This is a genomic window from Pseudomonas sp. MWU13-3659 (genome assembly GCF_023757525.1).
GTDB lineage: Bacteria > Pseudomonadota > Gammaproteobacteria > Pseudomonadales > Pseudomonadaceae > Aquipseudomonas > Aquipseudomonas entomophila_E.
Genome location: NZ_JAMSHW010000005.1, coordinates 272,128 through 287,504, shown reverse-complemented (window position 1 = coordinate 287,504; position 15,377 = coordinate 272,128). Strand labels below are relative to the sequence as shown.

Sequence of the window (15,377 nt, the reverse complement as noted above, 5' to 3'; positions counted from 1 at the left end):
GCAAACACCATGCCTGGCTAAAATAGCATTAAGCATTCCAGAACGATGAGTGCTCCGGATACCCGAATGCTGAGTGCATACCTTGCCCAGGTGGATACACCCGCTGCTGCCCCAATGGCCTTTGCATAAAAATTCACGACGATACCGGGTAGAAAAATCAAGGCGTAAACAGGAAGAATCGAACATCATCCCTAGGAGTAACTTCGATGCCTTTCAGCCTCACAATCAACGATAGAAGTTGTTTTCCAATCAACTCAACTATTGACCATAAAGATCTAGCAGCTATACGAAATACAGCGCCAGATGCCGAAATAAAAATCAAAGGCATTCTGCAGCGAATCATAGATTGGTTCAATAACGTAGACCGGGGTAAGGTTGAAAATCTGCTACGCGAAATCGTGAACGCAAAACACTTAACCACTGCACGTCGTGCCTACGAAACATTGAAAAATCTTGCCCCTGAGCATCAACGAGACAAATTTATTATCTCTACCGAAAAATGCAAAAAAGGTGATGACGCTACAGAAAAAAATTATACGACTTTTAAAATCGGCGACGAGGTTTTGAGCTACTTTGCCCCTGCCAGCAAAACGCTAAGCAAGGATAGCAGTGTAGAGATGGACCCCGACCTTAGTTTCCCTATCGATAACAATATAAAAAAAACCGAACCATACATTACAGCTTTAGTTAATCATGAAGATGCTAAGCTTGCTGTTAGTGATTTGAATATTGATCAATCACTTAAAGATGATCCTGCAGGTGCTCTAAAAAAATTAGAAAATTACCAAACTGAAAAATCCAATCTGCAGAGCGCAGCCACTGCAGCGCAGAACAAAATTGGAAAATTCTTAAGTGAAAATAATTACACCAGCACAGAACAGGAACTTAATGAACTAACCGAAGAACTAAATTCACTTGATGCACATATAGCTACAATAACAGCACAATATAAGGACGCTAAAACACCCAACAGCTCCAATGACGTCCTAGATTATGGTCCTGCTCTAGAACTTTCTAAGAGGCACCGTGAAAAGCTTCTAACCAAGATAGAGCCATATGAAAAACTTAAAGCCGAGCACGACGAACTATATAAAACAAAAATCGATGCAGAAAACGCTCTCACCACCCATACAAAGAATGCCCTTGAGTCTTTAGACAAAGAAAAAACAACAATCCTGAATAATTTTATAACAACCCAAAAAAGTTTACTTCCAGGTGACGTCATCATTAAATTAGTCAACGACACCATGGCGCCAAATCTTAAAGAACGCAACGCCATCAGTACTACAATCAGTACGAATATTGATGCTGCGGAGAAAGACGGTAGACGTATCACGTTTGACCTTCACTTCGCTGATAAAGCGGATGGCAATACTGGAACCCACGTTCAATTCTGTGTAGTATTGGATGCCGAAAAAAAACTTTCCGTAGCAACTGATCTTCACCATGTGAAACTGGTACCGCACGATAATTTCCGTAATTATCTTGGACACTATTCCTAATTTAATAAATAGCTTACCTGCCTGAAGGGCAGTTGATGTTCAAGTAGCATGGCCGAGCCCGCACGGCCATGCTCTTGGTTCAGTACCAGCGCGCCTCGCCTGCCGGGCGCTTCTTGAAGCGCTTCATGCTCCACATGTACTGGCTCGGGTACTCGCGCACATAACGCTCGACCACCTTGCTCATGGCCGCCGCCGCTACCGTCACATCCTCGCTGTACATTTCTTCCGGCGCCGCTTCCAGGAATACCTTGAAGCCCGAACCGTCCGGCAGCCGCAGGGCATGCAGGAACACCCCGACCGCCTTGCCGCCGGCCAGCATGTTCGGCACGAACTTGCTGGTCAGCGCCTGGGTACCCAGGAACGGTACGAACACCCCAGCCGACTCGGCCGGCTCCGGGTCGGCTGGAATCCCCACCTGGCCACCCCGGCGCACTTCCTTGATCACGCTGAGAATGCCTTCCTTGGTCGAAGGCGCCACGCGGTTGCCCATCTGCACGCGCTGTTCACGCAGCAAGTCATCCACTGCCTTCAGCTTGGGCGGGCGGTAGAAGATGATCGGTTTGCACTGATTGCAATAGAAGTGGTTGAGCACCTCCCAGTTACCCAGGTGGCTGGTGATGCCCACCACGCCCTTGCCCGAGGCCAGGGCCTGCTCCAGCACTTCCAGGCCGTGCACTTCCTTGACCAGGTCCAGCGAGCGCTGCGGTGGCCAGATCCAGGCACAGGCGCTCTCGACGAACGACTTGCCGATATCCTTCAACGCACGGCCGACCAGTTGCTCACGTTCGGCCGGGTCCATCTCCGGGAAACACTTGGCCAGGTTGATGCGCACAACATTGCGCGAGCCATTGGGGATTTTCCACATCAGCCAGCCGATACCGGCGCCGACACGCTGCACAGCGCCCCAGGGCAGCTTGGCAAACAGGCGCAGCACCCCGACCATCAGGGCGCCCTTGAACTTTTCCACAGGCGAATTCCTTATTTCAGCAAGGCGCGCATTGTACCCCGTCAACGCGCCAGCGCGGCGTAGCGATCGCAGTCGGTGGTGTGGTCCATGACCATGCCGGTGGCCTGCATGAAGGCGTAGCAGATGGTCGGGCCAACGAAGGTGAAGCCGGCCTTCTGCAGGGCCTTGCTCATGGCCTTGGCCTCGTCGGTCACCGCCGGCACATCGGCATGGGAGGCGAAGTGGTTGATCTTCGGTTGCCCGCCGACGAACGACCACAGCCACTCGGCGGGGTTATCCACAGCCAGCCAGGCCTCGGCGTTGCGGCGCACGGCCTTGAGCTTGAGGCGGTTGCGGATGATGCCGGCATCCAGCATAAGCTCCTCGATGCGTTCATCGCTCAAGCGCGCCAGTTTCACCGGGTCGAAACCGTGCAGCACCTCACGATAGCGCTCACGTTTCTTCAATACGGTGATCCACGACAGCCCCGCCTGGAACCCTTCGAGCAAAAGCATCTCGAAGAGCAACGCCGGGTCGCGCTGCGGCGTTCCCCACTCGTGGTCGTGATAGGCCGCGTACAACGGATCGTCGGAACACCAAAAGCAGCGTGGCATAAGGCTCCAATTACGTAGAGGGCGAGGCGAATCGGGTTATACTCCCGCTCTTTACATCCGCATCCCCAGATACAGGTGAATTTCGTGAGCCAGCCTACGCCAGCCGTGCGTACCTTCCAAGACCTGATCCTCGCCCTGCAGAACTACTGGGCCGAGCAAGGTTGTGTGGTGCTTCAGCCCTACGATATGGAAGTAGGCGCCGGCACTTTCCATACCGCCACCTTCCTGCGCGCCGTGGGCCCGGAGACGTGGAACGCCGCCTATGTGCAGCCTAGCCGTCGCCCCGCCGACGGACGGTATGGTGAAAACCCCAACCGCCTGCAGCACTACTACCAGTTCCAGGTAGTGCTCAAGCCAAACCCGGCCAACTTCCAGGAGCTGTACCTCGGCTCGCTGAAAGCCATCGGCCTGGACCCGCTGGTTCACGACATCCGTTTCGTCGAAGACAACTGGGAATCGCCGACCCTCGGCGCCTGGGGCCTGGGCTGGGAAATCTGGCTGAACGGCATGGAGGTGACCCAGTTCACCTACTTCCAGCAGGTCGGCGGCATCGAGTGCTACCCGGTCACCGGTGAGATCACCTACGGCCTGGAGCGCCTGGCCATGTACCTGCAGGGCGTGGACTCGGTCTACGACCTGGTGTGGGCCGACGGCCCGTTCGGCAAGGTCACCTACGGCGACGTGTTCCACCAGAACGAAGTGGAGCAGTCGACCTACAACTTCGAGCACGCCAACGTCGAGAAACTGTTCGAGCTGTTCGACTTCTACGAAAGCGAAGCGAACCGCCTGATCAAGCTGGACCTGCCGCTGCCCACCTACGAAATGGTCCTGAAGGCCTCGCACACCTTCAACCTGCTGGACGCCCGCCGCGCCATCTCGGTGACTGAGCGCCAGCGCTATATCCTGCGCGTACGTACCCTCGCCCGTGACGTGGCGCAAAGCTACCTGCAAGCCCGCGCACGCCTGGGCTTCCCGATGGCTTCTCCTGAACTGCGTGACGAAGTGTTGGCTAAGCTGGAGGCTGCACAATGAGTGCTCAAGATTTCCTGGTTGAACTGGGCACCGAAGAGCTGCCACCGAAGGCCCTGGCCTCGCTGGGCGATGCGTTCCTCGCCGGCATCGAGAAAGGCCTGCAGGCCGCCGGCCTGAACTACACCGGCAAGCGGGTGTACGCCGCGCCGCGCCGCCTGGCCGTGCTGCTGCGCCAGCTCGACGTGCAACAGCCGGACCGCAGCATCAACATCGACGGCCCGCCCCGCCAGGCCGCCTTCGACGCCGAAGGCAACCCGACTCAAGCTGCCCTGGGCTTCGCCAAGAAGTGCGGCGTCGAGCTGTCGGACATCGACCAGAGCGGCGCGAAGCTGCGCTTCTCGCAGCACATCCCGGGTAAAGCTACCGCCAGCCTGCTGCCCACCATCGTCGAAGACTCGCTCAACGACCTGCCGATCCCCAAGCGCATGCACTGGGGCGCCAGCCGTGAAGAGTTCGTGCGCCCGACTCAGTGGCTGGTGATGCTGCTGGGTGATCAGGTCGTCGACTGCACCATCCTCGCGCAAAAAGCCGGCCGTGAGTCCCGTGGCCACCGCTTCCACCACCCGGAGAACGTGGTCATCACCACCCCGGCCAACTACGTCGAAGACCTGCGCAAGGCCTATGTGCTGGCCGACTTCGCCGAGCGCCGCGAGCTGATCAGCAAGCGCACCGCGGAGCTGGCCATGCAGCAGGAAGGCTCGGCCATCGTGCCGCCGGCGCTGCTGGACGAAGTGACTGCCCTGGTCGAGTGGCCGGTGCCGCTGGTGTGCTCGTTCGAGGAGCGTTTCCTCGAAGTGCCGCAGGAAGCCCTGATCACCACCATGCAGGACAACCAGAAGTACTTCTGCCTGCTGGACAGTGAAGGCAAGCTGCTGCCGCGCTTCATCACCGTGGCCAACGTCGAGAGCCGCGATCCAAAGCAGATCGTCGAAGGCAACGAGAAGGTCGTGCGCCCACGCCTGACCGACGCCGAGTTCTTCTTCAAGCAAGACAAGAAGCAGCCACTGGAAAGCTTCAACGAGCGCCTGAAGAACGTGGTGTTCCAGGCCCAGCTTGGCACCGTGTTCGACAAGGCCGAGCGCGTGTCGAAACTGGCCGCCTTCATTGCCCCGTACATCGGCGGCAGCGCGGCCAACGCTGGCCGTGCCGGCCTGCTGTCCAAGTGCGACCTGGCCTCGGAGATGGTCGGTGAATTCCCTGAAATGCAGGGCATCGCCGGCTACTACTACGCCCTCAACGATGGCGAGCCGCAAGACGTCGCCCTGGCGCTGAACGAGCAGTACATGCCGCGTGGCGCCGGCGCCGAGCTGCCGCAGACCCTCACCGGTGCTGCCGTGGCCATCGCCGACAAGCTCGACACCCTGGTCGGCATCTTCGGCATCGGCATGCTGCCCACTGGCAGCAAGGACCCGTACGCCCTGCGCCGTGCCGCCCTGGGCGTGCTGCGCATCTTGATCGAGAAACAGCTGGACCTCGACCTGACCACCGCAGTCGACTTCGCGGTCAAGCAGTTCGGCACCAAGGTCAAGGCCGCCGGCCTGTCCGAGCAGGTGCTGGAGTTCATCTTCGATCGCCTGCGCGCGCGTTACGAAGACGAAGGCATCGACGTCGCCACCTACCTGTCGGTGCGCGCTCTGAAACCAGGCTCGGCCCTGGACTTCGACCAGCGCGTGCAGGCCGTGCAGGCCTTCCGCAAGCTGCCGGAAGCCAATGCCCTGGCCGCGGCGAACAAGCGCGTGTCGAACCTGCTGGGCAAGGCCGAAGGCGCCATCGCCGACCAGGTCGAGCCCAAGTACTTCGACAACGCCAACGAGTTCTCGCTGTACTCGGCCATCCAGCAGGCCGACCAGGCCGTGCAACCGATGGCTTCCGCACGCCAGTACAACGAAGCCCTGGCCCGCCTGGCCGCCCTGCGCGACCCGGTAGACGCCTTCTTCGAGGCCGTACTGGTCAACGCCGAGGACGCCAAGGTACGCGCCAACCGTTATGCCCTGCTCAGCCGCCTGCGTGGCCTGTTCCTGGGCGTGGCCGATATCTCGCTGCTGGGGTAAGTCGTTGAAACTGCTGATTCTTGATCGAGACGGAGTGATCAACCACGACTCCGACGCCTACATCAAGTCGCTGGAGGAGTGGATCCCCATCCCCGGCTCGATCGAGGCCATCGCGCAGTTGAGCAAGGCGGGCTGGACGGTGGCCGTGGCCACCAACCAGTCCGGCATTGCCCGCGGCTACTATTCGCCGGCCACGCTTGAAGCCATGCACGCGCGCCTGCGCGCGCTGGTGGCCGAGCAGGGGGGCGAAGTCGGCTTGATCGTGCATTGCCCGCACGGCCCGGACGAAGGCTGCGATTGCCGCAAGCCCAAGCCCGGCATGCTGCGAGCGATCGCCGAGCACTACCAGGTGCCGCTGGCCGGCGTATGGTTCGTCGGTGACAGCAAAGGTGACCTGGAGGCGGCCCTGGCCGTCGATGCACAACCCGTGTTGGTAAAAACCGGCAAGGGCGAAAGGACCCTGGAAAAAGGCGTCCCGGAAACTACACTGATTTTCGACGATCTGGCAGCCATCGCCAGAGAACTTATTTAAATGAGTGCGCCAGGAACGGCGCACTTTTCATTAGGCGGGCACGCCCCGCAACGGTACATGCCACTATGTCGATCCTGCAGGCGATCAGAATCTTTCTTTTTTACCTGCTGTTGGGCACCAGTTCGCTGCTGTGGTGCTCGCTGAGCTTCTTCGTCGCGCCTTTCCTGCCATTCCCCAAGCGCTACAAGTTCATCAACGTGTACTGGTGCCGCTGCGCACTGTTCCTGGTGAAGACGATCCTGGGGATCGACTACAAGATCACCGGCGCCGAGCATGTGCCTGATGTGCCGTGCGTGATCCTGTCGAACCACCAGAGCACCTGGGAAACGTTCTTCCTGTCGGCCTACTTCTCGCCACTGAGCCAGGTGCTCAAGCGTGAGCTGCTGTATGTGCCGTTCTTCGGCTGGGCCATGGCCATGCTGCGGCCGATCGCCATCGACCGGAAGAACCCGAAAGAGGCCTTGCGCCAGGTTGCCAGCCAGGGTGACGAACTGCTCAAGCAGGGCACCTGGGTGCTGATCTTCCCCGAAGGCACCCGGGTACCCCACGGCCAGATGGGCAAGTTCTCCCGCGGAGGTACCGCCCTGGCGGTGAATGCCGGCCTGCCGGTGCTGCCAATCGCCCACAACGCCGGCAAGTTCTGGCCCCGTGAAGGCTGGGGCAAGCGCCCGGGCACCATCGAGGTGGTGATTGGCGCGCCGATGTACCCGGAAGGGACTGGGCCACGAGCCATTGCCGAGCTCAACGACCGCGCCCAGGCGTGGAACGAGGCGGCCCAGCGGGCCATGGGTTCGCTGCCGCCGGTGGCGGAAAATCCGGAACAGCAGCACGCCTGACGTTCTGTGGATAACTTGTTAGCAATTTTTGGATTACGGGTGTCAGAACATAGCTAAGCTGTTGAATTAGCTATTTATTTCTCTGTATGACGTTTTTCTGAAAATCGTGCATAAGTTTTTTCGCGCTATAAAAAAACCGGCTTTTACGCCGGTTTTTTTGTGCCTTGTAATCGATGGTGTACGAATACCCTGTAGGAGCCGGCTTGCCGGCGAACGGGCCTCACACCTTGTCGATATCCACATCCCGGGTCTCTTTCAAACAGAAGATCCCCACCACCAGGCTCACCCAGGTAATCAACACCGGGTACCACAGCCCATAGAAGATATCCCCGGTATACACCACCAACGCAAACGACACCGTCGGCAGGAAGCCCCCGAACCAACCGTTACCGATGTGGTAGGGCAGGGACATCGAGGTATAGCGAATACGCGTGGGGAACAGCTCGACCATCACCGCCGCCAGTGGCCCGTAGGTCATGGTGGCGATCAGGATCATGGCGACGATCAGCAGCACCACCATCACCTGGTTCACGTTTGCAGGGTCTGCCTTGGCCGGATAACCCGCTGCGTCGATGGCGCTGCGCATGGCCGTCTCGTCGAAGCCATTGATGGTCTTGTCACCGATGCTGACAATCACCTCGCTGCCGCCGACATTCACCGAGCTATAGGGCAAGCCCTGCTTGACCAGGAACGTCTTGACCTTGTCGCACGGGCTGTCGAAGCGCGCCTTGCCCACCGGGTCGAACTGGAAGGTGCAACCCTTGGGGTCGGCGGTGACGACAATCGGCGCCTGGCGGCTGGCGGCATCGATCTGCGGGTTGGCGTAATGGCTCAGGGCCTTGAACAGCGGGAAGTACAGCACCGTCGCCAGCAGCAGACCGAGCATCAGGATCGGCTTGCGCCCCACGCGGTCCGACAACCAGCCGAAGAACACGAAGAACGGCGCGCCGATCACCACGCTGATGATCAGCAGCGTGTTGGCCTGGGCGGGGTCCATCTTGAGCATCTGGGTCATGAAGAACAGCACGTAGAACTGCGCGGTGTAGAAGGTCACCGCCTGCCCGGCGTTGATACTGAACAGCGCAGTGAGCACCACCTTGAGGTTGGGCCAGGAAGTGAAGGACTCGCGGATCGGCGACTTGCTCACCTTGCCCTGGGCCTTCATTTTCACGAAGGCCGGCGACTCGTGCATGCTCATGCGGATCCAGGTGGAGATCGCCAGCAGCACGATCGACAGCAGGAACGGCAGGCGCCAACCCCAGGTTTCGAACTGGTCACCGCTGATATAGCGGCTGGCCAGGACCACGGTGAGCGACAACAGCAGGCCCAGCGTCGCAGTGGACTGGATGAAGCCGGTGTGGAAACCACGTTTGCCGTGGGGCGCGTGCTCAGCGACATAGGTCGCCGCACCACCGTACTCACCGCCCAGTGCCAAGCCCTGGAGCATGCGCAGCACCACCAGAATGATCGGCGCGGCGATGCCGATGCTGGCATAGGTCGGTAACAGGCCTACTGCGAAGGTGGACAACCCCATCAGCACGATGGTCACCAGGAAGGTGTACTTGCGTCCGATCATGTCACCCAGCCGGCCGAACACCAGCGCGCCGAACGGGCGCACCAGGAAGCCGGCGGCGAAGGCCATCAAGGCGAAGATGAACGCGGTGGTGTCGTTGACGCCGGCAAAGAACTGCTTGCTGATGACAGCAGCCAGCGCGCCATAGAGAAAAAAGTCATACCACTCGAACACCGTCCCGAGGGATGACGCGAAAATGATCTTGCGCTCTTCACGGCGGCTGGGGCTGCTCGCCGCCGCGCCGTGTTCCTGGATGTAATCCGACATCGTTGCTGTCCTCGGCCCGCGGGCCACAGTGATTATTCTTGTTGTTCCACTGCCGGCGACTTCCGCTCACAAGCCGCCGCTGTTGCAAACACCCGGGTCAGGGCGTCGGTATCGCGCTGGCGTCGTTGAGGTTGGTCTGGGTATTGGCCCCCTTGAGGATCAGTTGCGCCGCCTTCTCGGCGATCATCAACGTGGGTGAGCAGGTATTGCCGGAGACGATCTGCGGCATGATCGAGGCGTCGGCCACGCGTAGGCCCGGGATGCCGTGAACGCGCAGCTGGTTATCCACAACATCCAGCGGCCCGCTGCCCATGCGGCAGGTGCCCACCGGGTGGAAGATGGTGGTGCCGATCTGGCCGGCTGCCTGGTGCAAATCCTCCTCGCTCTGCAGGGCAGGGCCAGGCAGGTATTCACGTGGAGCGAAGGCGGCGAGGGCAGGGGCCTGGACAATACGCCGGGTGAGCCGGATGGCATCGGCGGCGACGCGCAGGTCCTCGGGAGCGCTGAGGTAATTGGGGTCGATCAGCGGCGCGGTGTTCATGTCCGCCGAACGGATATCGATCCGACCGCGGCTGGCCGGGCGCAGGTTGCACACCGAAGCGGTAAAGGCCGGGAACGGGTGCAGCGGTTCGCCGAAGCGGTCCAGCGACAATGGCTGCACGTGATATTGCAGGTTGGCCGTCGCCTGCTCGGCGCTCGAACGCGCGAAGGCACCCAACTGGCTGGGTGCCATGGCCAACGGACCACTACGGTCATAGGCATAGCGCAAACCCATCTCCAGCTTGCCCCACAAACTGTTGGCCATCTGGTTGAGGGTGCGGGTGTTGTGGATCTGGTAGATCAGGCGCAATTGCAGATGGTCCTGCAAATTGCCGCCGACACCCGGCATATCGTGGCGCACACCGATGCCCAGCTCCTCGAGCAGCTTGCGCGGGCCGATACCGGAGCGCTGGAGAATGCCGGGCGAGCCGACGGAACCCGCACACAGGATGATTTCGCGGCGAGCCGCGAACTCATGCCAGGCGCCTTGCCACAAGGCCTTCACCGCTCGGGCTCGGGTGTTGTCGAGCAGCACCTGGTCAACCTGAACACCGGTCAAGACGGTGAGGTTCGGGCGCTTGAGGACAGGCCTGAGAAACGCCTTGGCCGAGTTCCAGCGCACACCGCTGCGCTGGTTGACCTGAAAGTATCCACAGCCAGCGTTGTCGCCTGTGTTGAAGTCGGCCACCTTGGCGATGCCACTCTGCTCGGCGGCATCGCGGAAGGCATCGAGGATCGGCCAGCTGTAGCGCTGCTGTTCGACCCGCCATTCCCCCTCGGCGCCGTGGCTATCGCTGGCGCCGGCGAAGTGGTTCTCGCTGGCCTTGAACAACGGCAGCACATCCTTCCACGCCCAGCCGTCATTGCCTAGCTCGGCCCAGCGGTCGTAGTCGGCGGCCTGGCCACGCATGTAGATCATGCCGTTGATCGACGAGCAGCCCCCCAGCACCTTGCCCCGCGGATAACCCAGGCTGCGATCGTTCAGGCCGGGCTGGCTCTCGGTCTTGAAGCACCAGTCGGTGCGTGGATTGCCGATGCAGTAGAGGTAACCGACAGGGATGTGTATCCAGGGATAGTTGTCACGACCACCCGCCTCGAGCAGCAATACGCGGCACGAAGGGTCGGCGGACAAACGATTGGCCAGCAGGCAACCGGCGGGCCCGGCACCCACGACCACATAGTCGTAGACAGAATCGGCTGATGGCATGTGCAACCTCGCGCCTGATTATTATTCTTGTCCCGCTCCATCTTATTGATTAATTTCGCCGAGGAAACACGAGATTTCGCGCAGCCGTTGTGCGTTTTAGCACAGCGCCGCACCCATGATCGGCGCTAATCCTGTAGGAGCGGCTTCAGCCGCGATGCAGCCTCCGCGGTGCCTGGCATCCGCTTCGCGGATGATCGCGGCTAAAGCCGCTCCTACAGCGAAAGGGCCTCATGAACGGCACAAGGATCAGCATGTTCGACTGGAACGATCTGCGGTTTTTCCTCGAGTTGCAGCGCAGCGGCCGCCTGCGCACCGCCGCTAAACGCCTCAACACCACCCACAGCACTGTGGCCCGGCATATCGAGAGCATCGAGAAGCACCTGGGCACCGCACTGTTCGTCCAGCATGCCCAAGGCTACGAACTCACCCCCTCCGGCCAGGCGCTGCTCAAGCACGCCGAAGCCATGGAGAACGTTGCCTTGCTGGCACAAGAAGAGATCACCCAGGCCATCACGCCACTGGGCAAGATTCGCCTGGGGGTGACCGAAGGCATCGGCATCATGTTCTTCACCCCGCGCATGAAAGCCTTGTTCCAGCGCTACCCAGGGCTCGAAGTGGAATTGGTGGCCGTGCCACGCTTCGTCAGCATCCTCAACCGCGAAGCCGAGATCAGCATCCACCTGGAACGCCCCAACGCCGACTTGCTGATTACCCGCAAACTCACCGATTACCGGCTGGCGCTCTATGCCAGCCAGGACTACCTGGACCGCGCTCCACCGCTGCACAGCCGTGAAGACCTGGCCCGGCACAGCTGGATCGGTTACGTCGATGACCTGCTGTTCAGCCAGGAGTTGCTGTTCCTCAACAGCTTCTGCCGGGCACCCAACGTGGTGTTCCGCAGCACCAGCGTGATCGCCCAGCAGCACGCCGCCCAGGCCGGGTTGGGCATCGCCGTGCTGCCCAACTACATGGCCCGCCACGACCCGAAGCTGGTGCGCGTGCTGCCCAGTGAAACCATCCAGCGCAGCTACTGGATCTGCACCCGCCGCGAACTGCACAAGTCAGTACGCCTGCGGGTGGTGTGGGACTACCTTCTGGCGCTGTGCGCCACCGAGCAGGACGAATTGCTAGCCGAATAGCGCCTTGCCGGCCAGCAGCACTGCGGCGCCGCACCCCACCACGGCGAACAGCTGTTGCAGGCGCGGGCCGGCCAGCTTGCTTGCCAATGGCCGCGCCAGCAGCAAGCCCAGTACCGCGCCCACGGCAAACGGTGCTCCGACCCGCCAATGCATCACGCCCGCCACGCTGGCGCTGACCACACTGCCGGTGGACACCAGGGCGATCACCGCCAGCGAGGTGGCGACGATGCTCTTCATGTTCAGGTTGGTGTAGCGGTTCAAGGCCGGAATGATCACGAAGCCGCCACCGACACCCAACAGGCCGGACAGCAGCCCCGACAACATGCCGGTGAACGCCAAAGCCCGGGCGCAGGGCAGGGTCCAGCGCAGGCGCCCCTGCAGCGGGTTGAGCACGCAGGGCATGATCTGCCGATCACCGCAGGGTGATTCACCGCGCAACTCGCGGGCAGCTTTACGCCAGATGCGCAGGCAGGCATAGACCAGCACCCCGGCGAACACCAGCGCCAGCGGTGCATTGGGCAAGCGGTGCGCGAGCATCAGGCCAAACGGTGCGCAGGCGATACCGATCACGGCAATGAACAATGCCGCGCGGTAGCGCACCAGGCCCTGGCGCAAACCCAACACACCACCGACCGCCGCCGCCAACCCCACGGCCAGCAAACCGATCGGTGCCGCCTCGACCATGCTCAGCCCAAGCCCGAAGACCAGCAACGGCACCGCGAGGATGCCACCACCAGCACCGGTCAAGGCCAGTACCGCACCAATGATCGCGCCTAGCCCAGCGCCCAGCAATTGATGCTCGATCACTGCTGCGCCTCGGCTGCCAGGGGTTGCGGCCGTGCGAGCCATTCACGCCCCTTGAGCATCGCCTTCCAGTACAGCGGTGGCAGGATCCGGGCCTTGAGCAGCCAGGCGAGGCGGGTCGGCTTGCGTCCATCGAGCAGCCAGCGCGGGAAACTCGGTGCCACCTTGCCACCGTAGGTGAACTCGGCGAGGACGATCTTGCCGCGCTCCACTGTCAGCGGGCATGAGCCATAGCCGTCGTACTGCGCCAGGGTCGACAACCGGCCGAGCGCAACCAGCACATTGTTGGCTACCACCGGCGCCTGCTTGCGCGCGGCGGCGGCGGTCTTGGCATTGGTGGTATTGGCTACGTCACCCAGGGCATGGACATTGCCGAACTGGCGATGGCGCAGGGTGTGCGGATCGACGTCCACCCAGCCGGCGGCGTCGGCCAACGGGCTCTGTCGGATGAAATCCGGGGCCACTTGCGGCGGTACCACATGCAGCATGTCGAACGCTTCGACGCGGGTCTCGGTGCTGCCATCGGGAAGGGTACGCATGAAGGTGGCGCGCTTGTTCGGGCCGTCCACAGCCACCAGGCGATGCTGGTAATTAAGGTCGACCGCGTACTTGTCGATGTAGCGCATGAGGGCCGGGACATAGTCCGCTACCCCGAACAGCACGGCACCGGCATTGAAGAAACTGGCCCTGACATTGCCAAGGTGGCCGTTGCGCAACCAGTGGTCGCAGGACAGGTACAACGCTTTCTGCGGTGCTCCCGCGCACTTGATCGGCATTGGTGGTTGGGTGAAGAGGGCGCGTCCGTGCTTGAGCTTCTGCACCAGTTGCCACGTGTAGGGCGCCAGGTCGTACCGGTAATTGGAGGTGACGCCGTTGCGCCCCAGCGTTTCGCTCAAGCCTTCGATTGCATTCCAATCCAGCTTCAGCCCTGGGCAGACCACCAGCTGTTCATAGCTGACGGCACGGCCATCATCGAGCATCACCAGTTGCCCCTGGGGGTCGAAACCTTCGACCCGTGCCTTGATCCAGCGCACACCACGGGGCAGGGTCGCGGCCATGGTGTGGGCGGTGCTCGGTGCCTTGAACACACCCGCGCCGACCATGGTCCAGCCGGGCTGGTAGTAGTGGACTTCGGCAGGGTCGATCAAGGCGATATCCAACGACGGATCACGGGCGATCAGGCTGGAGGCAGTGGCGATGCCGGCGGCACCGGCGCCGACGATCACCACCTTATGGTGGTCGGCGCGGGAGGTATCGGCAGGGGACAGCAAGGCAGGCATGGCGGTGTTCCTTTGGATCTTCGTTATAGATACGGCGTGGCTTACAGCTTGTTCAGCGGGATCTTCAGGTAGCTCACCCCATTCGCTTCGGGTTCGGGGAATTGCCCGCTGCGCATGTTGATCTGTACCGAGGGCAGGATCAGCACCGGCATGTCGAGGGTCTTGTCGCGGGCTTCGCGCATCTCTACGAAGCTCTCTTCACTGACACCTTCATGGATATGAATGTTGGCGGCACGTTGCTCGGCCACGGTGGTTTCATAGCGCAGCTCGCGGCCACCGGGGAGGTAGTCGTGGCACATGAACAGGCGAGTCTGGTCGGGGAAGGCGAGCAGGCGACGAATCGACCGGTACAGGGTTCTCGCGCTGGCGCCCGGGAAGTCGCAACGGGCGGTGCCGTAGTCGGGCGTGAACAAGGTGTCGCCTACGAACACGGCGATCTCGCCTGCGTCCTCGACCATGTAGCTCATGCAAGCCGGCGTATGGCCAGGGGTGTGCAGTGCACGCGCATGCAGGTTGCCGATGCGAAAACCCTCTTCATCTTCGAACAGGACATCAAACTGACTGCCGTCCCGGGCAAAGCCAGGCTCGGCATTGAACAAGGTGCCGAAGACTTTCTGCACCTGGGTGATCTGCGCACCAATGGCAATGCTGCCGCCAAGCTTTTGCTTGAGATAGGCCGCCGCAGACAGATGGTCGGCGTGCACATGGGTATCGAGCAGCCATTGCACTTTGGCGCCCAGCGCCTCGACGCGGGCGATCAACTGGTCCGCTGAATGGCTGCAGGTGCGTCCCGACTTTGGATCGTAGTCCAGCACGCTGTCGATCAGCGCGCACTGGCGGGTCTCGCCATCCATGACCAGGTAGCTGATGGTCCAGGTCGCTTTGTCGAAGAACGCTTCGACGTGAAGGTTGTTGCCGATGATCATTGCACTCTCCAGTTATCCACCGGGCCTCCTTGAAGGCATAGGCAGTGAAGGGTGCTTTATCAAGATGCATGCCATACCTTTTCGACGACCGCCGCGCCCTGTAGGAGCGGCCTTGAGCCGCGATGGGC

13 protein-coding genes are annotated in these 15,377 nt (G+C 61.0%); 6 read left to right on the top strand and 7 right to left on the bottom strand.

Annotated elements, in window-relative coordinates:
* The first annotated feature begins 206 nt into the window (after window positions 1–206).
* Window positions 207–1,502 carry a hypothetical protein gene (locus tag NGM28_RS09705; protein ID WP_252089917.1) on the top strand — a complete coding sequence of 432 codons (1,296 nt, stop codon included), beginning with the start codon at window positions 207–209 and terminating at the stop codon, window positions 1,500–1,502.
* A 79-nt stretch (window positions 1,503–1,581) separates the two neighbouring features.
* Here the strand turns inward: NGM28_RS09705 and NGM28_RS09700 are convergent, their stop codons facing one another.
* Window positions 1,582–2,469: a lysophospholipid acyltransferase gene (locus tag NGM28_RS09700; protein ID WP_252089915.1), complete on the bottom strand. Its 888-nt coding sequence runs from the start codon at window positions 2,467–2,469 to the stop codon at window positions 1,582–1,584.
* A 41-nt stretch (window positions 2,470–2,510) separates the two neighbouring features.
* Window positions 2,511–3,062, bottom strand: a complete 552-nt coding sequence (locus NGM28_RS09695; protein ID WP_240064166.1) for a DNA-3-methyladenine glycosylase I — start codon at window positions 3,060–3,062, stop codon at window positions 2,511–2,513.
* Window positions 3,063–3,146: 84 nt separating this feature from the next.
* Here NGM28_RS09695 and glyQ point away from each other — a divergent pair, with 84 nt between their 5' ends.
* The 4 genes from glyQ (at window position 3,147) to NGM28_RS09675 (ending at window position 7,513) form a co-directional block, all read left to right on the top strand.
* Window positions 3,147–4,094: a glycine--tRNA ligase subunit alpha gene (gene glyQ, locus NGM28_RS09690; RefSeq protein ID WP_011531473.1), complete on the top strand. Its 948-nt coding sequence runs from the start codon at window positions 3,147–3,149 to the stop codon at window positions 4,092–4,094.
* Entirely contained in the window at window positions 4,091–6,145 is a 2,055-nt protein-coding gene (gene glyS / locus NGM28_RS09685) for a glycine--tRNA ligase subunit beta (protein WP_252089913.1), read from the top strand. The genes glyQ and glyS overlap by 4 nt, the downstream gene beginning before the upstream one ends.
* Before the next feature lie 4 nt (window positions 6,146–6,149).
* The gene (gene gmhB, locus NGM28_RS09680) at window positions 6,150–6,677 is read left to right on the top strand and encodes a D-glycero-beta-D-manno-heptose 1,7-bisphosphate 7-phosphatase (RefSeq protein ID WP_240064168.1); all 528 of its coding nucleotides are present in this window, start codon (window positions 6,150–6,152) and stop codon (window positions 6,675–6,677) included.
* Window positions 6,678–6,742: 65 nt separating this feature from the next.
* Complete coding sequence (locus NGM28_RS09675) at window positions 6,743–7,513, top strand: lysophospholipid acyltransferase family protein (protein WP_011531470.1); 771 nt, start codon at window positions 6,743–6,745, stop codon at window positions 7,511–7,513.
* A gap of 220 nt (window positions 7,514–7,733) precedes the next feature.
* Here NGM28_RS09675 and NGM28_RS09670 read toward each other — a convergent pair whose 3' ends face one another.
* Both NGM28_RS09670 and NGM28_RS09665 read right to left on the bottom strand, forming a co-directional pair.
* Window positions 7,734–9,353 carry an MFS transporter gene (locus NGM28_RS09670; RefSeq protein WP_252089911.1) on the bottom strand — a complete coding sequence of 540 codons (1,620 nt, stop codon included), beginning with the start codon at window positions 9,351–9,353 and terminating at the stop codon, window positions 7,734–7,736.
* Between the two features lie 97 nt (window positions 9,354–9,450).
* Window positions 9,451–11,100, bottom strand: a complete 1,650-nt coding sequence (locus NGM28_RS09665) for a GMC family oxidoreductase (RefSeq protein WP_252089909.1) — start codon at window positions 11,098–11,100, stop codon at window positions 9,451–9,453.
* A 251-nt stretch (window positions 11,101–11,351) separates the two neighbouring features.
* On the opposite strand from NGM28_RS09665, the gene NGM28_RS09660 reads away from it, so the two are divergent.
* Window positions 11,352–12,239 carry a LysR family transcriptional regulator gene (locus NGM28_RS09660; protein ID WP_252089907.1) on the top strand — a complete coding sequence of 296 codons (888 nt, stop codon included), beginning with the start codon at window positions 11,352–11,354 and terminating at the stop codon, window positions 12,237–12,239.
* Here NGM28_RS09660 and NGM28_RS09655 read toward each other — a convergent pair.
* Genes NGM28_RS09655 through NGM28_RS09645 form a run of 3 tightly spaced genes read right to left on the bottom strand, consistent with a single transcriptional unit; the run spans window position 12,228 to window position 15,249 of the window.
* The gene (locus NGM28_RS09655; RefSeq protein ID WP_252089905.1) at window positions 12,228–13,046 is read right to left on the bottom strand and encodes a sulfite exporter TauE/SafE family protein; all 819 of its coding nucleotides are present in this window, start codon (window positions 13,044–13,046) and stop codon (window positions 12,228–12,230) included. The two genes, NGM28_RS09660 and NGM28_RS09655, sit on opposite strands and share 12 nt — an antisense overlap.
* The gene (locus NGM28_RS09650; RefSeq protein ID WP_252089903.1) at window positions 13,043–14,323 is read right to left on the bottom strand and encodes an NAD(P)/FAD-dependent oxidoreductase; all 1,281 of its coding nucleotides are present in this window, start codon (window positions 14,321–14,323) and stop codon (window positions 13,043–13,045) included. The genes NGM28_RS09655 and NGM28_RS09650 overlap by 4 nt, the downstream gene beginning before the upstream one ends.
* Window positions 14,324–14,364: 41 nt before the next feature.
* Window positions 14,365–15,249 (bottom strand): MBL fold metallo-hydrolase, encoded by an 885-nt coding sequence (locus tag NGM28_RS09645; RefSeq protein WP_240064173.1) that lies wholly within the window; start codon window positions 15,247–15,249, stop codon window positions 14,365–14,367.
* Window positions 15,250–15,377 lie beyond the last annotated feature (128 nt).